General features: G+C 72.5%; 25 protein-coding genes. 11 read left to right on the forward strand and 14 right to left on the reverse strand.

Annotation, left to right across the window (positions count from 1 at the left end; translation table 11 throughout):
* Window positions 1-338 (forward strand): DUF2332 family protein (locus GUI43_RS17910; protein ID WP_146765922.1); only part of this gene is annotated, 338 nt, incomplete at its 5' end.
* A 32-nt stretch (window positions 339-370) separates the two neighbouring features.
* Here GUI43_RS17910 and GUI43_RS17915 read toward each other — a convergent pair.
* Genes GUI43_RS17915 through GUI43_RS17925 form a run of 3 tightly spaced genes read right to left on the reverse strand, consistent with a single transcriptional unit; the run spans window position 371 to window position 2,770 of the window.
* Entirely contained in the window at window positions 371-1,312 is a 942-nt protein-coding gene (locus GUI43_RS17915; protein WP_112699319.1) for a MerR family transcriptional regulator, read from the reverse strand.
* Window positions 1,313-1,345: 33 nt separating this feature from the next.
* A complete protein-coding gene (locus tag GUI43_RS17920) occupies window positions 1,346-2,203 on the reverse strand; it encodes an alpha/beta fold hydrolase (RefSeq protein ID WP_112699320.1) in 858 nt (285 codons plus the stop codon).
* Window positions 2,204-2,206: 3 nt separating this feature from the next.
* Window positions 2,207-2,770, reverse strand: coding sequence for a dihydrofolate reductase family protein (locus GUI43_RS17925; protein WP_112604469.1), 564 nt, complete (start codon window positions 2,768-2,770; stop codon window positions 2,207-2,209).
* Window positions 2,771-2,920: 150 nt separating this feature from the next.
* On the opposite strand from GUI43_RS17925, the gene GUI43_RS17930 reads away from it, so the two are divergent.
* Both GUI43_RS17930 and GUI43_RS17935 read left to right on the forward strand, forming a co-directional pair.
* The gene (locus GUI43_RS17930) at window positions 2,921-3,181 is read left to right on the forward strand and encodes a DUF5522 domain-containing protein (RefSeq protein ID WP_112699321.1); all 261 of its coding nucleotides are present in this window, start codon (window positions 2,921-2,923) and stop codon (window positions 3,179-3,181) included.
* A gap of 92 nt (window positions 3,182-3,273) precedes the next feature.
* On the forward strand, window positions 3,274-3,822 hold the full coding sequence (locus GUI43_RS17935) for a hypothetical protein (RefSeq protein ID WP_091400566.1): 549 nt from the start codon (window positions 3,274-3,276) through the stop codon (window positions 3,820-3,822).
* Window positions 3,823-3,841: 19 nt separating this feature from the next.
* On the opposite strand, the gene GUI43_RS17940 is transcribed toward GUI43_RS17935, so the two are convergent.
* Window positions 3,842-4,531 (reverse strand): iron-dependent transcriptional repressor DtxR, encoded by a 690-nt coding sequence (locus tag GUI43_RS17940; RefSeq protein ID WP_091400569.1) that lies wholly within the window; start codon window positions 4,529-4,531, stop codon window positions 3,842-3,844.
* 100 nt (window positions 4,532-4,631) lie between these two features.
* Between GUI43_RS17940 and GUI43_RS17945 the strand changes: the two genes are divergently transcribed.
* From GUI43_RS17945 to GUI43_RS17955, 3 genes are read left to right on the forward strand one after another with little or no spacing between them, the layout of a single operon-like run.
* The gene (locus tag GUI43_RS17945; protein WP_112586794.1) at window positions 4,632-5,492 is read left to right on the forward strand and encodes a sulfurtransferase; all 861 of its coding nucleotides are present in this window, start codon (window positions 4,632-4,634) and stop codon (window positions 5,490-5,492) included.
* A gap of 48 nt (window positions 5,493-5,540) precedes the next feature.
* Window positions 5,541-6,722, forward strand: a complete 1,182-nt coding sequence (locus GUI43_RS17950; RefSeq protein WP_112586724.1) for an acetoin utilization protein AcuC — start codon at window positions 5,541-5,543, stop codon at window positions 6,720-6,722.
* A gap of 24 nt (window positions 6,723-6,746) precedes the next feature.
* A complete protein-coding gene (locus GUI43_RS17955; protein WP_112699322.1) occupies window positions 6,747-9,302 on the forward strand; it encodes a bifunctional acetate--CoA ligase family protein/GNAT family N-acetyltransferase in 2,556 nt (851 codons plus the stop codon).
* A gap of 9 nt (window positions 9,303-9,311) precedes the next feature.
* Here GUI43_RS17955 and GUI43_RS17960 read toward each other — a convergent pair whose 3' ends face one another.
* The 4 genes from GUI43_RS17960 to sigB all read right to left on the reverse strand — a co-directional run bounded on the left by GUI43_RS17960 (window position 9,312) and on the right by sigB (window position 11,736).
* Window positions 9,312-9,719 carry a VOC family protein gene (locus GUI43_RS17960; protein ID WP_112699323.1) on the reverse strand — a complete coding sequence of 136 codons (408 nt, stop codon included), beginning with the start codon at window positions 9,717-9,719 and terminating at the stop codon, window positions 9,312-9,314.
* On the reverse strand, window positions 9,716-10,222 hold the full coding sequence (locus GUI43_RS17965) for an SRPBCC family protein (protein WP_112699324.1): 507 nt from the start codon (window positions 10,220-10,222) through the stop codon (window positions 9,716-9,718). The genes GUI43_RS17960 and GUI43_RS17965 overlap by 4 nt, the downstream gene beginning before the upstream one ends.
* On the reverse strand, window positions 10,219-10,596 hold the full coding sequence (locus tag GUI43_RS17970) for an ArsR/SmtB family transcription factor (protein WP_112586796.1): 378 nt from the start codon (window positions 10,594-10,596) through the stop codon (window positions 10,219-10,221). The genes GUI43_RS17965 and GUI43_RS17970 overlap by 4 nt, the downstream gene beginning before the upstream one ends.
* Window positions 10,597-10,719: 123 nt before the next feature.
* Window positions 10,720-11,736 carry an RNA polymerase sigma factor SigB gene (gene sigB / locus GUI43_RS17975; RefSeq protein WP_112699325.1) on the reverse strand — a complete coding sequence of 339 codons (1,017 nt, stop codon included), beginning with the start codon at window positions 11,734-11,736 and terminating at the stop codon, window positions 10,720-10,722.
* Window positions 11,737-11,968: 232 nt separating this feature from the next.
* Between sigB and GUI43_RS17980 the strand changes: the two genes are divergently transcribed.
* A complete protein-coding gene (locus GUI43_RS17980; RefSeq protein WP_112604546.1) occupies window positions 11,969-12,757 on the forward strand; it encodes a sporulation protein in 789 nt (262 codons plus the stop codon).
* A 92-nt stretch (window positions 12,758-12,849) separates the two neighbouring features.
* Here the strand turns inward: GUI43_RS17980 and dtd are convergent, their stop codons facing one another.
* Together dtd and GUI43_RS17990 are read right to left on the reverse strand one after the other, a co-directional pair.
* Entirely contained in the window at window positions 12,850-13,272 is a 423-nt protein-coding gene (gene dtd / locus GUI43_RS17985) for a D-aminoacyl-tRNA deacylase (RefSeq protein ID WP_112586732.1), read from the reverse strand.
* A complete protein-coding gene (locus tag GUI43_RS17990; protein ID WP_181549341.1) occupies window positions 13,272-14,756 on the reverse strand; it encodes a DUF7782 domain-containing protein in 1,485 nt (494 codons plus the stop codon). Before GUI43_RS17990 ends, dtd begins: the two co-directional genes overlap by 1 nt.
* Before the next feature lie 95 nt (window positions 14,757-14,851).
* Here GUI43_RS17990 and GUI43_RS17995 point away from each other — a divergent pair, with 95 nt between their 5' ends.
* Window positions 14,852-15,442, forward strand: a complete 591-nt coding sequence (locus GUI43_RS17995) for an HhH-GPD-type base excision DNA repair protein (RefSeq protein ID WP_112699326.1) — start codon at window positions 14,852-14,854, stop codon at window positions 15,440-15,442.
* A 9-nt stretch (window positions 15,443-15,451) separates the two neighbouring features.
* Here GUI43_RS17995 and GUI43_RS18000 read toward each other — a convergent pair whose 3' ends face one another.
* Both GUI43_RS18000 and GUI43_RS18005 read right to left on the reverse strand, forming a co-directional pair.
* Window positions 15,452-15,763: a YlcI/YnfO family protein gene (locus tag GUI43_RS18000; protein ID WP_091400586.1), complete on the reverse strand. Its 312-nt coding sequence runs from the start codon at window positions 15,761-15,763 to the stop codon at window positions 15,452-15,454.
* Window positions 15,764-15,780: 17 nt separating this feature from the next.
* On the reverse strand, window positions 15,781-16,065 hold the full coding sequence (locus GUI43_RS18005) for a hypothetical protein (protein WP_030489374.1): 285 nt from the start codon (window positions 16,063-16,065) through the stop codon (window positions 15,781-15,783).
* 104 nt (window positions 16,066-16,169) lie between these two features.
* Between GUI43_RS18005 and GUI43_RS18010 the strand changes: the two genes are divergently transcribed.
* Window positions 16,170-16,529, forward strand: coding sequence for a DUF3099 domain-containing protein (locus GUI43_RS18010; RefSeq protein ID WP_211326719.1), 360 nt, complete (start codon window positions 16,170-16,172; stop codon window positions 16,527-16,529).
* Between the two features lie 65 nt (window positions 16,530-16,594).
* Here the strand turns inward: GUI43_RS18010 and GUI43_RS18015 are convergent, their stop codons facing one another.
* Together GUI43_RS18015 and GUI43_RS18020 are read right to left on the reverse strand one after the other, a co-directional pair.
* A complete protein-coding gene (locus GUI43_RS18015; protein ID WP_112586736.1) occupies window positions 16,595-17,494 on the reverse strand; it encodes a carbohydrate kinase family protein in 900 nt (299 codons plus the stop codon).
* The gene (locus GUI43_RS18020; RefSeq protein WP_112699327.1) at window positions 17,491-18,426 is read right to left on the reverse strand and encodes a pseudouridine-5'-phosphate glycosidase; all 936 of its coding nucleotides are present in this window, start codon (window positions 18,424-18,426) and stop codon (window positions 17,491-17,493) included. The genes GUI43_RS18015 and GUI43_RS18020 overlap by 4 nt, the downstream gene beginning before the upstream one ends.
* A gap of 88 nt (window positions 18,427-18,514) precedes the next feature.
* Here GUI43_RS18020 and GUI43_RS18025 point away from each other — a divergent pair, with 88 nt between their 5' ends.
* Both GUI43_RS18025 and GUI43_RS18030 read left to right on the forward strand, forming a co-directional pair.
* Window positions 18,515-18,733: a DUF3039 domain-containing protein gene (locus tag GUI43_RS18025; protein ID WP_007456912.1), complete on the forward strand. Its 219-nt coding sequence runs from the start codon at window positions 18,515-18,517 to the stop codon at window positions 18,731-18,733.
* A 40-nt stretch (window positions 18,734-18,773) separates the two neighbouring features.
* On the forward strand, window positions 18,774-19,436 hold the full coding sequence (locus GUI43_RS18030; protein WP_091400592.1) for a trimeric intracellular cation channel family protein: 663 nt from the start codon (window positions 18,774-18,776) through the stop codon (window positions 19,434-19,436).
* The last annotated feature ends 91 nt before the right edge of the window (window positions 19,437-19,527 follow it).

The raw sequence follows: 19,527 nt of genomic DNA on the forward strand, positions 1-19,527 counted from the left end.
CCGCGGCGGCGGTCGCCGCGGCCGACCCGCCGCTGCTGGTCCGCGGCGACCTGGTGGACGACCTGCCGGCGCTGGCCGCGCGGGCGCCGGCCGACGCGACGCTGGTGGTCTTCCACACGTCAGTGCTCTATCAGGTGCCGCCCCCGCGCCGCGACGCGTTCGTCCGGTTGGTCCGCGAGTTGCCGGGGCACTGGGTGGCGAACGAGGGGCCGGAGGTGCTCCGGTACGACGGGCTGCCCGACCCACCGAGCGACGTGCTGCACAACGTCCTCGCCCTCGACGGAAAGCCGCTGGCCTGGGCCAGAGGCCACGGCCAGGCGCTGACCTGGTTCGGCTGACGTCACCAAGCCGCTCTTTCGACGCGGTCAGCTCAACGAGCCGGCTCGGGCATCCGGTGGCGCAGGGCCCGGATGAACCAGTCCACCGCTGGCACCGTCGCGTCGCCGGCGGACCAGCCGTTGAGCACCGCCAACAGGTCGAGGTAGCGGTCCCGGCGGGGGTCGTTGGCCGCCACCAGCCGTTCGAGCAACCGCCGACGCAGGTCGCCCTCGTCGGAGTGACCGTGCAGGCTCGCGTATCGGCTGGTGACGGCTGCGACCACCGGATCGGCGTCCGGGCTGCCCGGGTCGAGACCAGCGGCGAGGGCGGGGGCCACCGCGTCCCGGACCACCGCGACGGCGTCCGGGCGGGGCAGCCCCGGGACGTCGTGGTCGGCGGCGTGCTGTCGCGCCAGCCGCCGCATCCGGGCCCGGAACTCCGGCTCCCGGCACAGCTCGGCCAGCTCCAGCCACGCCTCGACCTGCTCGGTGCTGGGGTCGTCGGGAAGCTCAGGTGTCATCGAGACGATCACACCCGGGTATGCGGGCCGGTCGCCGAGGCCGGCGAAGACGCTGTCCAGGAAGTCGGCCACCAACTGCCCCCGTTCCCGGGTGGTGAGCCGGGCCAGCCGGTGCAGCTCGTCCACCTCGGCCGGGCCCGACCCACGCCTCGCCGCGGCGGTGAGCACCGCCTGGCGCAGCCGCAGCACCCGGATCTGCACGGCCAACGCCTCGGCGTGCGCGGCGGCGACCTCGGGCAGGGGTACCTCGTGATCGACCACCCGCCGGATGGTGGCCAGGTCCAGGCCCAGGTCACGCAGCGTCCGAACCAGCTCCAACCGGGCCACGGCCGCCGGGCCGTACCGCCGGTATCCGGCCGGGCTCCGGTCCGTCGGCGGTACGACCCCGCTGTCGGCGTAGTACCGGATGGTCTTGACGCTCAGGCCGGTCCGTCGGGCCAGGTCGCCGATCGTGTGAAACGTCTGCCCGCTCATGCCCCCACCCTCGCGTCTCCCCCCGGTGGAGACTCAAGCACCATCCGGACCGGCGAGGAACGCCGCGACCGTCGCGGTGAACGCCTCGGCGTCGTCCAGCCATGGGTAGTGCCCGCCGCCCGGCTGAACTACCAGCTCGGCGCGGGGGATCAGCTCGGCGAACCGGGTCACCAGGCCCGGCGGTGCGGCCAGGTCGACCGCGCCGGCGAGCAGCAGCACCGGGCCTCGATGTGCGGCGAGCGCCGCACGGGTGGCCGGCGGATCGAAGGCGCCTTCGGAGCTGAAGATCACTGCCAGCTCCTCGTTGCGCTGACCGGACTCCGCGGCCTGGTGGACCTGAGCGGCCGTGTCCCACCGGCCGTACAAGAACGGCGCGATCTCCTGCTTGGAGTCTGGCCCGGCCCGACCCGAGAGGATGGACTCCAACGCCGCCGCTGCCACCGGAAACCACGGCTCGCCGGCCCGGGCCTCGGTGACCTCCTGGCGCTGCGCGGCGGTCACCTCCAGCCCGACCGCTCGGATGCTCGGGTTGACCAGCGCGAGTCGGCCCACCCGATCGGGGTGCCGGGTCAGGTACTGCAGAGCCAGGTTGGCGCCGGCAGAGTGCCCGAGCAGATCCAGCCGGTCGAGGCCCAGATGCCCGCGCAGCGCCTCCACATCGTCGACCATGCGGTCGCAGCGGTACGTCGAGACGTCCGCCGGTGCCGCCGAACGACCGGTGCCTCGCGGATCGAGGATGACCAGCGTCCGGTGCGCGCCCAGACCGCCGAGGTCACCGAGGTACGCGGAGTCGCGCATCGGCCCGCCCGGCAGGCAGACCAGCGGGTCTCCGACTCCGACCGTCCGGTACGCGAGGGCGGTCCCGTCGATCGCGGTGAAGGTGGTGATCATCGGTCAGCGGACCCGCTCGTGGCGGAGCAGGACCACGCCGTTGCCGAAGACCCGGCTCTCCACCAGCCGCAGACCGGCCGGGGTCTCGGCGTCGGGGAAGAGTCGGCGGCCCCGACCGAGCAACACCGGGTGGATGTAGATCCGGTACTCGTCGATCAGGTCGTGCCGGGCGAACGTCGCGGCCAGGTCGGCCCCACCGAGCGCCAGGTCGCCGCCCGGTTCGGCGGTGAGCTTGCGGACCTGCTCGACGTCGACCTCGTGCACGACAGTGGCGTTCCAGTCGGCGTGGTCGAGGGTGCGCGAGTAGACGATCTTCGGCATGTCCCGCCAGATCCGGGCGAACTCGCGCTCCGGGCCGCTGGCGGTCGGGTCCTGATCGGCGGTCGGCCAGTAGGCGGCCATCAGCTCGTGGCTGACCCGGCCGCTGAGGAACCCGCCCATCGGGGCGATCACATCGTTGAAGTGCTGGTGCAATTCCTCGTCGACCTGGTGCCAGCCGATGTCGCCGCCCGGACCCTCGAAGAACCCGTCCAACGACAGACTCATCTGCACAACGATCTTTCGCATCGTTTCCCCTCCGTATGCGTCGACGGGTGTCAAACCCGATCGTCGTCGGACCGTACGACGAAACGACCGCTCGCCGCGACGACGCCGGGGCATGTCGCCGGATCCCAGGCGGCGGGAGGCCGACCACGAACCGTCCCTAGACTGCTGTGGGTGACCGGAGAGCGACGACCCCTGGCCGACCGGCCGCTCACCGAGCCGCACCCGTCCCGGCTGCCGTCCGAACACCCCGACCGAACCCGGATCCTCGCCGCGCACACCGCCGCGTTGGCCGCCGGTGAGGCCGGTTACCTCGACCCGGCGAGCGGGCTGTTCGTGCTCAGCGCCGGGTTCCTGGCCCGCCGCGGCACGTGCTGCGGGCGCGGCTGCCGGCACTGTCCGTACGTGGACGATCCACCCTCGGAACAGGCGTAGACGAGGACTTCCGCGCGACAGCGACACCCCGTACGGTGTCCGACGGACATGTGGCGGGCGCCTTCCGCCGTCGGTCGGCGAGAGGGTGGAGTGTGCGCGGGCGGATCGTGATCGCCGGGCTTGCCGGGCTGCTGGTGAGTGGCTGTGCCGACGAGGCGGAACCGGCGGCGGTGCCACCGCCGGTGCCGATCGCGGTGGACGTGGCGGCGGCCTCCTCGGGCGGTGCCTGCCGTCTGCTGGACTTCGCGGTGATCGAGCAGGTGGTGAAGGTCCGCTTCGACGTGGCGGCGGCCAGCGAACAGGGCGACACCCACACCTGTGTGGTCCGGGCCGCGGGTGCCACCCTGCCGGAGCTGACACTCAGCGTGACCGAGACCACTATCGACAAGGCCAGCTTCGGCGCGGACGTGGTGCCGGACAAGGCGGCGAAGGTCACCGGGCTGGGTCAGCAGGCGTACAAGCGGACCACCGCCGCGGCGAGCGGGCACGGGCCGGTCGCCGAGGTGGGCTGGCTGGCCGGCGACGGACGGCTGGCCACGGTGAGCTGGACCACGGCCCGTGGCAGTGAGCGCTCGGCGGTGGAGAAGCTGACCGGTGACCTGACGGCGTTGGCGAAAAAGGTGGACACCCGGGCGTTGTGACGCCCGGGTGCCCGATTGATCAGTTGGCGGCGACGAAGACCCGGGAGGCGACCTCGCGGGGCAGCCGCACCCGGTCACCGGAGCGGTCGATCGACACCCCGTCGCGCTCCTGGGCCACGGTCACCGTGGCACCCGGGTCGACACCAGCGGCGTGCAGTTGGCGCAGCACGTCGGCGTCCTTCTGCACGCTCTCGCAGATCCGGCGCACCACGACCGACCCGGAGAGGCCGGGGAAGGCCAGGTTGCGCTCGCCCTCGGCGGCCTCGGTGGTCTCCGCCGCCGGCGAACCCAGCTCCTGAAGCCCGGGGATCGGGTTGCCGTACGGGGAACGGGTCGGCCGGTTGAGCAGGTCGTAGACCCGCTTCTCCACCGCGTCGCTCATCACGTGCTCCCAACGGCAGGCCTCTTCGTGGGCCTCCTCGTAGGGCATGCCGATGACGTTGACCAGCAGCAGCTCGGCGAGGCGGTGCTTGCGCATCACGGACACGGCGCTGCCGCGACCCAGGGCGGTGAGCGTCAGGTGCCGGTCTCCCTCGACGGTGAGCAGGCCGTCGCGCTCCATCCGGGCGACGGTCTGGCTCACTGTGGGGCCACTCTGCTGCAGCCTCTCGGCGATCCGGGCACGCAGCGGTGGCACCCCCTCTTCTTCCAACTCGAGGATGGTGCGCAGGTACATTTCGGTCGTGTCGACCAGGTCGTGAGACTTCATGAGATCAGCGGCCCTCCGGTGCACGATGTTACCTCGGGGAACGGCTGGTGACCTTCGCCGAACCGCGTGCTGTCTACGCGGATGGTGTTGGATGGTCGCCATGTCCGGTACCCAGGAGCCGTTGGTCGAGGTCGACCGGCTCGTCGCCGAGCTCGACCAGGCCGATCCGCCCACCCTGCTCGACGTCCGTTGGCGGCTCATCGGCCCGCCCGGGCGCGACGACTACGTCGCCGGCCACCTGCCCGGGGCGGTCTTCGTCGACCTGGACACCGCGCTCTGCGGGGTGCCGGGCACCGGCGGTCGGCACCCGTTGCCCGACCCGGCCGCGTTGCAGGCCGCGCTACGGGCCGCCGGCGTCCGCGCCGGTCACCCCTTGGTGGTGTACGACGGCGGCGACGGCATGGCCGCCGCGCGGGCCTGGTGGACGCTGCGCTGGGCGGGTCACCGGCCGGTGCGCCTGCTGCACGGCGGCTACCCCGCCTGGGTCGCCGCCGGCCGGTCCGTCTCCACCGACGCGCCCGCCCCGACCCCCGGTGACGTCGTGGTGCGCCCCGGTGACCTCCCGGTGCTCGACGCCGGGCAGGCCGCCGCGCTGGCCGCCGCGGACGACGCCGTGCTGCTCGACGTACGGGCGGCGCCCCGCTACCGGGGCGAGGTCGAGCCGATCGACCCGGTGGCCGGGCACGTGCCGGGAGCGGCGAACCTGCCCGCCGGGGAGTACATCGGGCCGGACGGCCGTTTCCTGGCCGCCGACCTGCTGAGCGAGCGGTTCGCCGCCGCCGGGGTGACCGAGGGGCGGGCCGTCGGGGCGTACTGCGGCTCGGGGGTGACCGCCGCCCAGGCGGTGCTCGCGCTGCACCTGGCCGGCCGCACGGACGCCGCGCTCTACGTTGGATCGTGGAGCAACTGGGTGGCGGACCCGGCCCGACCGGTCGCCTCCGGGTCGACACCCGGCCGCTGACCAGCGCGTGCGGTGGGCCGGCGCCGATCCTCGTGCGACGATGGGCTCATGTCCGACGACACGGTTGTGGTGTGGGACGAGTCGCTGCTCGCCTACGACATGGGTGACCATCCACTCGACCCGGTCCGGGTGGAGCTGACCATCGCGCTCGCCCGCGAGCTGGGCATCCTGAGTCGGCCCGGGGTGCGCATGGTCAAGCCGGAGCCCGCCGACGATGCCCTGCTCACCAGGGTGCACGCGCCGGCCTACCTCGCCGCGGTGCGTAACGCGCCGCGCGACCCGCTCTTCGCCGGGTACGGGCTGGGCACCTCCGACAACCCGGTCTTCGAGGGTATGCACGAGTCCAGCGCGCTCATCGCCGGCGCGACGGTGGCCGCCGCCGAGGCGGTCTGGCGCGGCGACGCCCGGCGGGCGGTGAACGTGGCCGGTGGGCTGCACCACGCGATGTCCGCCCGAGCCTCCGGCTTCTGCGTCTACAACGACCCCGCGGTGGCCATCGCCCGCCTGCTCGACCTGGGCGCCGAGCGGGTCGCGTACGTGGACGTCGACGTGCATCACGGCGACGGAGTGCAGGACATCTTCTGGAACGACCCGCGTGTGCTGACGGTCAGCGTGCACGAGACCCCGCTGGCGCTCTTCCCGGGCACGGGTTTCCCGGACGAGACGGGTGGGCCGGGTGCGCAGGGCACCGCTGTCAACATGCCGTTGCCGCCCGGTGTCGACGACAGCGGCTGGCAGCGCGCGTTCCACGCGATAGTGCCGTCGGTGCTGCGCGCGTTCCGGCCGCAGGTGCTGGTCAGCCAGTGCGGCGCCGACGGGCACCGGTTGGATCCGCTCGCCGACCTGAACCTGACGGTGGACGGGCAGCGGGCCACCTACCTGGCGATGCGGGCGCTCGCCGACGAGCTGTGCGACGGCCGGTGGGTGGCCACCGGCGGCGGCGGGTACGCGCTCGTCGAGGTGGTGCCCCGGGCCTGGAGTCACCTGCTGGCCGTGGCCACCGGTGATCCGATCGATCCGGCCACGCTCACCCCACCCGCGTGGCGGGACCTGGTCGCCTCCCGAAATCTGGGCCGGGAGGTGCCGCTGCGGATGACCGACGACGCCGACCCGTCGTACGAGCCGTGGCAGCCGACCGGTGAGCCGAACGCGGTGGACCGGGCGATCGCGGCCACCCGCAAGACGGTCTTCCCGCTGCTCGGGCTCGACCCGCACGATCCACGGGACTGAGCCGGGCCGGGGGAGGGCGTTCCGGTGACGACCGTGAACCAGCCGGTCGACGTGCTGCTCAGCGATGGCAGCACCGTTCAGTTGCGACCGATCGACCCGGCCGACGCGCCGGGCATCGTGGCGATGCACAGCCGTTTCTCCGAGCGCACCCGCTACCTGCGGTACTTCTCGCCGTACCCGCGCATCCCGGAGCGGGATCTGATCCGTTTCGTCACAGTGGACCACCACGACCGGGAGGCGTTCGTGGTGCTGGCCGCCGACCAGATCGTCGCGGTCGGCCGGTACGAGCGGCTCGGCCCGCAGGCACCCGAGGCGGAGGTGGCCTTCGTGGTGGAGGACGCCTACCAGGGGCGTGGCATCGGCTCGGTGTTGATGGAGCACCTGGCCGACGCGGCCCGCCGCAACGACATCATGAGCTTCGTCGCGGAGGTGCTGCCGGCCAACGGGACGATGCTGCGGGTCTTCGCCGACTTCGGCTACCAGGTCCAGCGCGAGTACGCCGACGGCGTGGTCCACCTGAGCTTTCCCATCGCGCCCACCGAGGCCAGCCTGGAGGTGCAGCGCGGCCGGGAGCATCGCACCGAGGCCCGCTCAATTGCCCGGCTGCTCGCCCCACGCGGCATCGTCGTCTACGGCGCCAGCGCCACCGGCCAGGGCGTCGGCGCGGCGGTGCTCGGGCACCTGCGCGACGGCGGGTTCACCGGTGCGGTGGTGCCGGTGCATCCGAGCGCGTCGACAGTGGCGGGGCTGCCCGCGTACCCCTCGGCGGTTGAGGCCGGGACTCCGGTGGACCTGGCGGTGGTGGCGGTCCCACCCGAGGCGGCGACAGCGGTGGTCGCCGACGCCGCCGCCGCCGGGGTGCACGGCCTGGTGGTCATCTCGGCCGGCTTCGCCGAGGCCGGCGCCGAGGGCGCGGCCACCCAGCGGGCACTGGTCCGCGCGGCGCACGCCGCCGGCATGCGGGTCGTCGGCCCGAACTGCCTGGGCGTGGCCAACACCAACCCGACGGTACGCCTCAACGCCACCCTCGCCCCGGCCTTGCCGCCGGCCGGCCGGGTCGGCATCTTCAGTCAGTCGGGTGCGTTCGGGGTGGCGCTGCTCGCCGAGGCGGACCGGCGGGGCCTCGGGCTGTCCAGCTTCGTCTCGGCCGGCAACCGGGCCGACGTCTCGGGAAACGACCTCCTGCAGTACTGGCAGGACGACCCCGGCACCGACGTGATCATGCTCTACCTGGAGACCTTCGGGAACCCGCGCAAGTTCGCCCGGTTGGCCCGGCGGATCGGCCGCGCCAAACCGGTCGTCGCGCTCGCCTCGCCGGCCCGCCCGCCCGGGGTCGGTGACGCCGCCGGGCCGGACGAGGTGGCGGTGGCGGCGCTCTTCGCCCAGTCCGGGGTGATTCGGGTGGACACCGTGCCGGAGCTGCTCGACGTGGGTGTGCTGCTGGCCAACCAGCCGTTGCCGGCCGGCGGCCGGGTCGGTGTGGTCGGCAACTCCTCGGCCCTCACCGGGCTCGCCGCGACCGCCTGCGCCGGGCACGGCCTGAGCGTGGCCGACGGTTACCCCCGCGACGTCGGGCCGAGCGCCGGTGCCGCCGAGTTCGCCGCCGCGCTCGCCGAGACGGCCGCCGACGAACGGGTGGACGCCCTGGTGGTGGTCTTCGCCCCGCCACTACCCGGCCAGCTCACCGAGGTGGACGCCGACGTGACCGCCGCCCTGCCGGCCGCCCTCGCGCTGGGCAAGCCGACAGTGGCGACGTTCCTGGTCGGGCGGCTGCGCCCGGGGGTGCCGGCGTACGGCGGCGTGGAGGAGGCGGTCCGCGCTCTCGCCCGCGCGCACCGCTACGCCGAGTGGCTTCGCCGCCCGCCCGGGGTGGCACCGGAGCTGCCCGACCTCGATCGGGCTGCCGCGCAGGCCGCGCTCCGGGCCGACGCCACCGACCCGGGTGCGCTGCTGGCCGCGTACGGCATCGACGTGGTGGCCTCGGTGTCCGTCGACTCGGTCGACGCTGCTGTCGACGCGGCGGCGCGGCTGGGCTTCCCCGTTGCGCTCAAGGCGGCCGCCCCCGGGCTGCGGCACCGGCTCGACCTCGGCGCGGTCCGGCTGGACCTGCCCGACGAGCCGACCCTCCGCCGGGCGTACGCCGACCTGGCGGCGACCTTCGGCGCGGACGCGCTGGTCCAGCCGATGGTCCCGCCCGGCGTGGCCTGCGTGGTGGAGGTGGTGGAAGACCCCGCGTTCGGGCCGGTGGTCGGCTTCGGCCTGGGTGGGGTCGCCACCGAGCTGCTCGGCGATCGGGCCTGGCGGGCGGTGCCGCTGACCGACCGGGACGCGGCCGAGCTGGTCGACGAGCCTCGGGCGGCGCCGCTGCTGCGCGGGCACCGGGGGGCCGCGCCGGTCGACCGTGCGGCCCTGGCCGATCTGCTGCTGCGGGTGGGTCAGCTCGCCGACGAACAGCCCCGGGTGCGCTCGCTGACCCTCAACCCGGTGCTCGCCCGCCCGGATGGCATCTCGATCCTGCACGCGCAGGTAGGGGTGGGTGGCGTGGTCGCCCGCCCGGACACCGGCCCCCGCCGCCTGTGAGGGTGCCGGTCAGGCGCGGCTGGAGATCTGCTGGACGCCCCAGGTGTTGCCGTCCGGGTCGGCGAAGAAGACGAAGCCGACGTTGTCCAGCGGATCCGGCACCGGCCGGGGGTTCTGACCCACCACCTGGATCTCGCTGACCTCCACACCCCGCCCGACCAGCTCCTCGTGGGCCCGCTTCAGGTCGGGCACCACCAGTTGCAGGCCCTTGAGTGAGCCGGGCGCCATCTGCGGGACGACGCCCTTACCGATCACGATCGAGCAGCCCGAGCCGGGCGGCGTCAGCTGGACGATGCGCGCGTCGTCATTGATGACGGTGTCGTGGTCCACCGTGAAGCCGAGCTGGTCGGCGTAGAACTTCTTCGCCCGCTCCACATCGGAGACCGGCACGATCACCACTTCGAGTGTCCAGTTCATGGTTGCTCTCCTCGTATCGTCGTTGTGGATCGCAGCAGGTCGGCGAGCCGCGTGTAGCTCTGCCCGACCCCTCGGGTCATCGGGTAGCGCAGCACTGTGTCCCGCCCCTTCGCGGTGGCGTAGAGCAGCGTGGTGGTGACCGTCGTCCGACCGGCCAGTTCGGTGAACTCGTGGCTGACCAGCGTCTCGCCCGGATAGGACTGGTCGTCGAACAGCTCGGTGCAGGCCAGCCGGTGCGGTGGCTCGATCTGCCGGTAGACCCCAGCCTGGACCATCTGCGCACCCTCCGGGCCCTGCGACACGAACCGCCACCGTCCACCGATCCGCAGGTCGACGTCGCACTCCGTCAGCCTCCAGCCACGCGCGCCGTACCACCGGGTCAGCAGTTCGGGTCGGGTGAAGGCGGCGAACACCAGCTGTGCCGGTGCCTCGAACAGCCGACTCAACACGATCTCCCGATCACCCGGGGTGTGGACGACGAGCGGATCATCGAGGTTGGTCAACCGCCCGTTCCGTTCGGTCTGGCGGGTCGACGCTCGGTGCCGGTGCGGTCGACGGACTGGAGTTCGTCGAGCAGTGCGTCGAGGCGTTGGTAGCTTTCCGCCCAGTAGTCGCGGTAGTCGGCGAGCCAGGCTGTCGCCTCCCGCAGCGGTCGGGCCTCCAGGCGGCAGGGTCGGCGCTGGGCGTCCCGCCCCCGGCTGACGAGGCCAGCGCGTTCCAGCACCTTGAGGTGCTTGGAGATGGCCGGCTGGCTCATCGCGAAGGGTGCTGCCAGCTCTGTCACTGTCGCCTCCCCGGCCGCGAGCCGGGCGAGGATGGCCCGCCGGGTCGGGTCGGCCAGCGCCGCGAAGGTCGCGTCCAGCAGTTCGGTGCCCACCACGTATAACCTCCTGGTTTTATAACCACATGGTTTTTATCGTGGATGGGGTCGCCGGTCAAGCACTTCGACAGCACGGAAGGCCCCGGCGAACCGCCGGGGCCTTCCGTGGGAACCGGTGCGTCAGCAGGCGTACGCCTCCAGGCGCTGGGCCCGCTCCGGGGCGCGCAGCTTCAGCAGCGTCACCTTCTCGATCTGCCGGATCCGCTCCCGGGACAGGCCGAACTCCCGGCCGACCTCGTCCAGGGTGCGCTGGCGGCCGTCGTCCAGGCCGAACCGGAGGCGGATGACCGCCTGTTCCCGCTGGGACAGGGTGGAGAGCACGATGCTGACCTCGTTGCGCAGCTCGCCCTGGGCGGCGGCGTCGCCCGGCTCGGTGCGCGGGTCCACCGAGGCCACGAAGTCGCCGAGCGCGCTCTCACCGTCGTCGCCGACGGCCTGGTCCAGGCTGACCGGTTCCCGGTCGTAGGAGATCAGCTCGATGACCTGGATCTCGGGGATCTCCAGTGCGCGGGCCACCTCGGCGACCGTCGGCTCGCGGCCCAGCGTCACCGCCAGTTCGCGGCGGGCCCGAACCATCCGGTTGACCTGCTCGACCATGTGCACGGGGATGCGGATGGTGCGGGCCTGGTCGGCCATGGCGCGGGTGATGGCCTGTCGGATCCACCAGGTGGCGTACGTGGAGAACTTGTAGCCCTTGGCGTAGTCGAATTTCTCCACCGCCCGGATCAGACCGAGGTTGCCCTCCTGAATCAGGTCGAGAAACGCCATGCCACGGCCGGTGTAGCGCTTGGCGATGCTGACCACCAGCCGCAGGTTCGCCTCCAACAGGTGGTCCTTGGCCGCCCGACCCTCCGCGACGATCAGCTCCAGGTCGGCTCGCAGCTCCGCGGAGACCGGGGTGCAGGTGGCCAGCTTCTCGTCGGCGAACAGGCCGGCCTCGATGCGCCGGGCCAGGTCGACCTCCTGCGCGGCGGTCAGCAGCTTCGTCCGGCCGATTCCGTTGAGGTAGGCCCGGACCAGGTCGGTGGAGATGCCGCGCTCGTCGGTGGCGTCCAGCTCGACGAGGGCCTCGGGGGCTCCGTCAGTGTCGGTAGTGGTAGCCGGGCGCGTCCGGTGTTCCGTCATCTGAAGGACCATCTCTGTCTCTCCCCGTTTCCACGTCGTGCCGTGTTCCCGGCCCAGTGGCGCCGGTGTGAACAACAGCTTGGCGGGCGGGGCGTAAAACGGGAGTGAGGCGATCGGGCACCCGACAGGAATCGCGTCGGATCGCTGGTGCGGTGTGTCACCGGAGTGTGTGGTTGCCCGCCCCGGCTACGTTGCGGACGGCCGGCCATCTCTGGTCGGCCGGAAACGACAGTTGGAGGACGGTGTGGTCTTCAAGCGGCTCATGAAGGCGATGGGCGTCGGTGGTCCGTCGGTGGAGACGGTGCTGGCCAACGCGAACTGCCGCCCTGGCGGCCAGCTGGAGGGCCGGATCCAGGTGCTGGGCGGCGACCACCAGGTCGACATCGACCACGTCGCCCTCGGCCTGGTCACCCGGGTCGAGGTGGAGAGCGGCGACAACGACTACGACACCACTCAGGAGTTCCACCGCCAGCAGGTCACCGGCGCGTTCCGGCTGGAGCCGGGGCAGCGCTACGACCTTCCGTTCCGCTTCGACGTGCCGTGGGAGACACCGGTCACCGAGCTGTACGGGCAGCACCTGCACGGAATGACGATGGGCCTGCGTACCGAGCTGGAAGTAGCCCGCGCGGTCGACAAGGGTGACCTGGACGCCGTGTCGGTGCACCCGCTACCGGCGCAGGAGCGACTGCTGGACGCGCTGCTGCGGCTGGGCTTCCGGTTCGCGCGCGCCGATGTGGAACGTGGTCACATCTACGGCGTACGCCAGACGTTGCCGTTCTACCAGGAGATCGAGTTCAGCCCGGCACCGCAGTACGCCCGCTCGATCAACCAGTTGGAGGTCACCTTCATCGCCGACGCGCAGCAGATGCAGGTGGTGCTGGAGGTCGACAAGCGCGGTGGTGTCTTCACCGAGGGCCGGGACGCCTTCGGCCGGTTCACTGTCGATCACGCCACCGCCGACCGCACCGACTGGACCGCCGAACTCGACAACTGGCTCCGCCAGTCCCTGTCCCGCCGAGGCCTCTTCTCCTAACCCCCACTACCCCCACCCCACCCCGGTGATCAAGAGGTTTGCGTCATCTTGAGCCCGGATCCTGACGCAAACCTCTTGATCAGCGCTGCTGGTTAGAGGTCCAGGAGGAGGGTTTGGGGGCCGATGTTGGTGCTCTCCACCAGCATGTGGGTGCGGAAGCGACCGGTCTCCACCTTCGCTCCCCGTTCGCGTAGGGCGTCGACCACCGCTGTCACCAGTGGCTCGGCGACCTCGGCGGGGGCGGCGGCGGTCCAGCTCGGTCGGCGGCCCTTGCGGACATCGCCGTAGAGGGTGAACTGGCTGACCACCAGGATCGGCGCGCCGGTGTCGGCGGCGGACCGCTCACCGTCGAGGATGCGTACCTCGTGCACCTTGCGGGCCATCGTCTGAGCGGTCTCCGCGGTGTCGGAGTGGGTCACGCCGAGCAGCACCAGCAGGCCGTTCTCGATGGCGCCGACCACCTCGCCGTCCACCGTCACGCTGGCCCGCCCGACGGTCTGCACCACCGCTCGCATCAGGCGCTCACCGGCTCGATGAAGCCGCGCTCCACCAGGTGCGCCACGATCGGGCCGGCGGCCTCGGCCATCTCGTCGGGCTCGACGTCGTGCGCGGCGGCGAGCAGGGCGAGCTGGTCACGCAGCGGCAGCCGGCCGTCGGCGCCGCCGACCAGCGCCAGCACCAGCGGGTCGATCTCCTCGGTCCAGCGCAGGCCGTGCGGCATCGCGAGGACCTGCCGGTTAACCCCCCAGCCCTCGTCGCCCATGGTGGCCTCCTGTCGCAGCTGGAGGCCCTCGGCGGCCCGGTAGCGCTCGGCGAGCAACGCCTCGGTGTCGCGTACCCGGAGAAAGTCCTGGCGGTCGAACCAGGCGGCGACCTGGTCGCCCAGCGGTGGCTGCACCCGCTGGCGCAGATCCTCCACCCGGACCACCGGGTCGGCGTGCCCGCTCCGACGCAGTGACACGATGCCGAAGCCGATGCCCTCCACCTTGTGCGCGTCGAACCAGTCCAGCCAGGCGGCCATCCGCTGCGGGTCGGCGGTCTCGCCGACGTCGGTGAGCCACAGGTCGACGTACGCCATCGGGTCGGCCACCTCGCGCTGGATCACCCAGGCGTCCAGGTCGGTCCCGGCGAACCAGCCGGCCACCCGCTCGTCCCACTCCTCGCCGGCGACGTGCACCCAGTTCGCCAGGTACTGCATGGTGCCGCCCTCGGTGAGCAGGCCCGGGGCGGCGGCGGCCAGTTCGGCGCCGATCGCGTCACCGACCCGGCCGGAGTCGCGGTACACGTGCGTGGTCGTGCCCGGGCCGACCACGAACGGTGGGTTGCTCACCACCAGGTCGAACCGCCGACCGGCCACCGGGGCGACCAGGTCGCCGCGGAGCAGCTCCCAGTCCTGACCGTTGAGGGCGGCGGTGGTCGCGGCGAAGCGCAGTGCCCGCTCGGAGAGGTCGGTGGCGGTCACCGACCTGGCGTGGGTGCCCAGGTGCAGGGCCTGGATGCCGGAGCCGGTGCCCAGGTCCAGTGCGGTGTCGACCGGCCGGCGCATTGTCGCGCCGATCAGGGTGTGGGTCGCCCCGCCGACGCCGAGGACGTGCTCGGCGTGCAACGGGCGACCCGGGCGGGCACTGGCCGGCACGTCGGCGAGCACCCACCAGTCCTCGCCGTACGGCTCCAGGTCGATGCCGGCACGCAGGCCGTCGCCGTACCGCTCGACCAGCCCGCCGGCCAGGGCCTCGGCCAGGCTCAGTGGCGCCAGCGCGGCGGTCACCGCCGCCTCCGACTCGGTCTGGGCGCAGATGAACAGCCGGATCAGGGTGCCGAGCGGGTCGCCGTCCCCGGTGGCCAGCAGCGCGGCCCGGTAGTCGTTGCGGGCGACAGCCGCGGTCGCCTGGGCGCCCAGCCGCTCGGCGATGCCGTGACTGGTGAATCCGGTCCGGGTCAGTGCGGTGCGCAGCGCGTCGACGCCGGCGGGGGAGAGCAGCATGTCGTGTTCGTCCACCCCGACATCCTGCCTCCCGTTGGGTCCCGGGTCAGCGTCACCCGCCGGAAGGTGTCGGAGCGTCGGTGTCCGCCCGGTTCGGTACGCCAGGCAGGATGGTCCGCATGACGCTTGTCCTGCCCATCGACCCGGAGGCCAACCGGCTGCTGGAACGCAGCCCGCTGGCCCTGCTGGTCGGCATGGTTCTCGATCAACAGGTGCCGATGGAGAAGGCGTTCTCGTCGCCGTACGTGCTCCAGCAGCGGCTCGGCCATGAGCTGGACGCGGCGGAGCTGGCCGGGTACGACCCGGAGGCCCTGGTCGCGCTCTTCGCCCAGCCGCCCGCGCTGCACCGGTTCCCGAAGGCCATGGCGGCCCGGGTGCAGGAGGTCTGTCAGGTGCTGGTGGAGCGCTACGACGGTGACGCGGCGCTGCTCTGGGCGGAGGTTGCCGATGGGCCGGAGCTGCTGCGCCGGGTCGCCGCGCTGCCCGGCTTCGGCAAGCAGAAGGCGCAGATCTTCGTGGCCCTGCTCGGCAAGCGGTTCGGCGTGACCCCGCAGGACTGGCGGAAGGCAGCCGGAGACTACGGCGACCCGGGCGCGTACCGGTCGGTGGCCGACGTCACCGACGCCGATTCGCTGCGTCGGGTGCGGGAGTTCAAGCAGCAGATGAAGGCGGCGGCCAAGGCGAAGGCGAGCGGCGGCTGAGCCGTCCGCTCAGGCGGCGGTGGGATGCGCCAGCGAGGCCAGGGCGCGCCGGACGTCGGCCAGCGAGACGGTCGCCGAGTCGTCCAGGTCGGCCAGGCCGGCCTCGATCCACTGGCGCATCAGCGTGGTGACCCCGATGCCCCGGGCGTCGGCGGCGGCGCGAACCCGCTCGTAGGTGTCCAGTGGCAGCCGCACCGAGCGGCTCACCATCGGCACGTCGCTGTCGGGGGTCGGCAGCTCCGCCGCCGGGCTCTCGTCGATCAGCTCGGCGATTCGCTCGCCACCGTCGTGGAACTGCTTGGTCGCGTCGTTACGGTGCATCGTCACGGCCTCCTCATCTACCGAGATCTCCGCACGGCCTCGTCATAGCGCTTGGACTCGACGTCGCTCAACTCGCGGGCGGAGAGAATGTCCCAGTCGTTGTCGGTGCCATCGGCCTCGGCGAGCAGCACCGCCAGCCGGCGGCCCCGACGGGCGGCGGCGTAGACCACCATCACGTCGTCACCCAGATGACGGATGACCCGTCGGGCGCTGTGCAGCGCCTCCCAGACTTCCCCGGGTGTTACGTCGTAGACCCTCAGGTTGGCCAACGCCTCGTCGGTGAAGCTGAACCTGCTGCCCACATCGCGGAGCGTACCACGGGCGTAACACGCGGCGGGATGACTCGAAGTTCGCTGATCACGGCCCCGCGGTGACAGGATGAGGCGTAACCCCCTCGAGGAGGTCCATGGTGAAGCGTCAGGCGTACCAGCCGATTCTGATCACCGACGCCTCGCGCAGCCAGGGTGATCAGCTCAACAGCCGTCAGCGCCGCTATGTCCTGATGATGGGCATCCGGGTGGCCTGCATCATTGTCGGCGCGATCCTGGTCGGTGCGAACGCCCCACTGCTCTGGCTCTGGCTGTCGTTGTGCGCCCTCGGCATGGTGCTCATCCCCTGGCTGGCCGTGCTGCTGGCCAACGACCGGCCGCCGAAGGAAGAGCACCGGCTGGCCAACCGGTTCCACCGCCGGCACACGGACGACACCCCGCCGATGAGCCTCACCGCCGAGGAGCGCCCACACAAGGTCATCGACGTCGAACCCTGACCCGCGAACGGGCCAGGGTCCGATAGGTCACGACCGCGCCGTGCCCGGTGGCCGTGTGCCGGCCGCTACGCCTGTGGCCGAGCCCCGGCGGTGGAGACGGCGAGCGCACCCAGGTCGGTGGCGCGGCTCAGTGCCGCGGCCGGCGTGGCACCGGCGAGCCACGCGGTGAGCAGACCGGCCGCGAAGGCGTCGCCCGCGCCCGTGACGTCCACCACCGCCACCCGGCTGGCCGGAGCCACGCAGACCGGGGTGGTGCGGTCCACCCAGACCGCGCCGGCCGCGCCACGCTTCACCACCACCCGACGGGCCGTCGCCGACAGCGCCCGCCCCTGCGCCGCCGGGTCCAGCCCGCCGGCCAGCACCGTGGCCTCGTCCGCGTTGACCAGGAGCAGGTCGATGTCGCGTACCCAACTCAGGAACGCCGCCGCGCCGACCCGCCGCAACGGCGCCGCCGAGGCCGCGTCGACGCTGATGGTGAGCCCGCGCTCGCGGGCAGCGGCCAACGCCCGCAGCCCCGCGCCGCGCGACTCCGCGTCCAACAGGGTGTACGCGGACAGGTGCAGATGCCCAGCGCCGGGCGCCGCCGCGAGGGCCTGCTCCACGTGCGCGGCGCTCAGCCGCAGGTTCGCGCCCCGCTGGCTGACCATGGTGCGCTCGTCGTCGGCGGCCAACACGATGACAGTGCCGGTCGGGGCGCCCTCGACCCGCTCGATGGCGCAGTCGACGCCCGCCCGTTCCAGCTCGGCCACCCGGTCCCGCCCGGCGTCGTCGTCACCGACGGCACCGACGAGCGTGACGTCCACCCGCTGCGCGGCGACCCAGGCGGCGGTGTTGGCCGCCTGACCGCCGCCGCCGAGACTGATCGCGGCTCCGGTGTCCGAGCCGGCCGCGAGCGGCCCGGACAACACGGCGACCACATCGGTGATCACGTCCCCGACGACGACCACCCGGGCCGGTCGGGTCATGCCGGGACGGCGGTGCCGCGGGCCACCGAGGCGACCGCGATCCGCGCGGCCAGGTCGGCGTTGCGCAGGATGATCCGAACGTTCACCGCCAGGCTCGCGCCCTCGGTGGCCGAGTGGAAGTGCGCGAGCAGGTACGGGGTGACAGCCTTTCCGGTGATCCCGTCCCGCTCCAGCAGGGCCAGGCCCTCGGTGAGCGTCCGGTCGTGCAGCTCCGGGTCGAGCTGCTCGTCGACCGGCAGCGGGTTGGCGATGAGCAGCCCGCCGGTGTGCACGGCGTGCTCGTCGCGGGCGGCGAGCACGGCGGCGACCTGCTCCGGCGAGTCCACCGACCAGTCCAGGTCGAAGCCGGCGTCGGTGAGGTAGAAGCCGGGGAACCGGCGGGTGCGGTAACCGACCACAGCGACCCCGAGGGTCTCCAGGCGCTCCAGCGTCGCGCCCACGTCGAGGATCGACTTGACCCCGGCGCAGACCACAGCGATCGGGGTCTGCGCCAGGGTGACCAGGTCCGCCGACTCGTCGAAGGTGTGCGCGGCCTCCCGGTGCACCCCACCCAGCCCGCCGGTGGCGAACACGCCGATGCCGGCGGCGGCGGCCACCGCGCTGGTCGCGGCCACCGTGGTCGCGCCGTCAGCGCCGGTCGCGGCAGCCACCGCGAGGTCGCGGACGGAGAGCTTCGTCACCCCGTCGACGGTGGCCAGCCGGGTCAGCTGCGCGTCGTCCAGGCCGACCACCAGCTCGCCGGCGATCATGCCGATCGTCGCCGGAACGGCCCCGCCGTCCCGAACCGTTCGCTCGATCTCCCTGGCCACCCGCAGGTTCTCCGGTCGGGGCAGACCGTGCGAGACGATGGTGCTCTCCAGCGCGACGACGGGCCGGCCGTCGCGCAGGGCTTCGGCGACCTCGGTGCCGTAGCTGATGCGAAAGTCAGTCACACGGGCACCGTACGGGGTGGGGCCCCGACCGGCCTCAAGTGGACCCGGCCATGATGACCTGCCAAACTTGTCGGTTGGAGGTGCAGACGTGAGCACAGAGGTTCTCGAGCGTCCGGAGCTGAAGGACGCCGATACCGGTCCCGAGATGTTCCACTACGTCCGCAAGGAGAAGATCGCCGAGAGCGCCGTCATGGGCACTTTCGTCGTCGCTCTCTGCGGCGAGACCTTCCCGGTCACCAAGGCGGCCAAGCCGGGTTCGCCGGTCTGCCCCAAGTGCAAGGAGATCTACGACTCGTACCGTGAGTGAACCTCGGCCGGTGCTCCGGCCGGCGACGTAGCCTGCGGCGGTGACCACCTCCACCGCCCTGCTCCTCGCCGACCTGACCGGGGTGGCGGTGTTCGCCGCGTCCGGGGCCTCGGCGGCGGTGGCCAAGCGACTGGACCTGTTCGGTGTCGCTTTCGTCGGCTTCGTGGCCGCCCTCGGCGGTGGGATCTTCCGGGACCTCGTCATCGACGAGGTGCCGCCGCTGGCCTTCGCCGACTGGCGGTACGCGGCCACCGCCGCGATCACCGCGCTCGCCGTCTTCTGGCTGCACCCGCAACTGGTCCGACTGCGCACCACAGTGCTGGTGCTGGACGCGGCCGGTCTGGCGCTGTTCACCGTCACCGGCACGCTCAAGGCGCTCGACGCCCGGGTGCCGGCCGTCGGGGCCTGCCTGATCGGCATGCTCACCGCGATCGGCGGCGGGCTGGGCCGCGACCTGCTCACCGCCGAGATCCCCGTCGTGCTGCGCCGGGAGATCTACGCGCTGGCGGCACTGGCCGGTTCGGTCCTGGTGGTGCTGCTGTACGTCACCGGGCAGACCGGGCCCGCACCGCTCACCGCCGCCGCCGTCCTGGTCTTCGGGCTACGCCTGATCGCGCTGCGTCGACGCTGGTCGGCGCCGGTGGCCACGCTGCGCCCGCCGCGCGCCGACGGGGCGGATCCACGCACCGACCGGGAGTGGTGAGACGTCGGGCCGCTGTTCGAATGGGTGCGGGATTGTGACCAGCGTGGCGTCGCCTGGGCCCGACGGCCCGTGCTGGTTATGCTGAGTCGGC

Source organism: Micromonospora noduli (assembly GCF_003264365.1).
Taxonomy (GTDB): Bacteria; Actinomycetota; Actinomycetes; order Mycobacteriales; family Micromonosporaceae; genus Micromonospora; species Micromonospora noduli.

Bases quoted from the DNA above. Each gene is read 5' to 3' on its own strand.
- GUI43_RS17915 (WP_112699319.1), bottom strand. From the start codon at position 1,312: ATGAGCGGGCAGACGTTTCACACGATCGGCGACCTGGCCCGACGGACC.
- GUI43_RS17920 (WP_112699320.1), bottom strand. From the start codon at position 2,203: ATGATCACCACCTTCACCGCGATCGACGGGACCGCCCTCGCGTACCGG.
- GUI43_RS17925 (WP_112604469.1), bottom strand. From the start codon at position 2,770: ATGCGAAAGATCGTTGTGCAGATGAGTCTGTCGTTGGACGGGTTCTTC.
- GUI43_RS17940 (WP_091400569.1), bottom strand. From the start codon at position 4,531: ATGAAGTCTCACGACCTGGTCGACACGACCGAAATGTACCTGCGCACC.
- GUI43_RS17945 (WP_112586794.1), top strand. From the start codon at position 4,632: ATGTCCGGTACCCAGGAGCCGTTGGTCGAGGTCGACCGGCTCGTCGCC.
- GUI43_RS17950 (WP_112586724.1), top strand. From the start codon at position 5,541: ATGTCCGACGACACGGTTGTGGTGTGGGACGAGTCGCTGCTCGCCTAC.
- GUI43_RS17960 (WP_112699323.1), bottom strand. From the start codon at position 9,719: ATGAACTGGACACTCGAAGTGGTGATCGTGCCGGTCTCCGATGTGGAG.
- sigB (WP_112699325.1), bottom strand. From the start codon at position 11,736: ATGGTCCTTCAGATGACGGAACACCGGACGCGCCCGGCTACCACTACC.
- dtd (WP_112586732.1), bottom strand. From the start codon at position 13,272: ATGCGAGCGGTGGTGCAGACCGTCGGGCGGGCCAGCGTGACGGTGGAC.
- GUI43_RS17995 (WP_112699326.1), top strand. From the start codon at position 14,852: ATGGTCCGCATGACGCTTGTCCTGCCCATCGACCCGGAGGCCAACCGG.
- GUI43_RS18000 (WP_091400586.1), bottom strand. From the start codon at position 15,763: ATGCACCGTAACGACGCGACCAAGCAGTTCCACGACGGTGGCGAGCGA.
- GUI43_RS18010 (WP_211326719.1), top strand. From the start codon at position 16,170: ATGGTGAAGCGTCAGGCGTACCAGCCGATTCTGATCACCGACGCCTCG.
- GUI43_RS18015 (WP_112586736.1), bottom strand. From the start codon at position 17,494: ATGACCCGACCGGCCCGGGTGGTCGTCGTCGGGGACGTGATCACCGAT.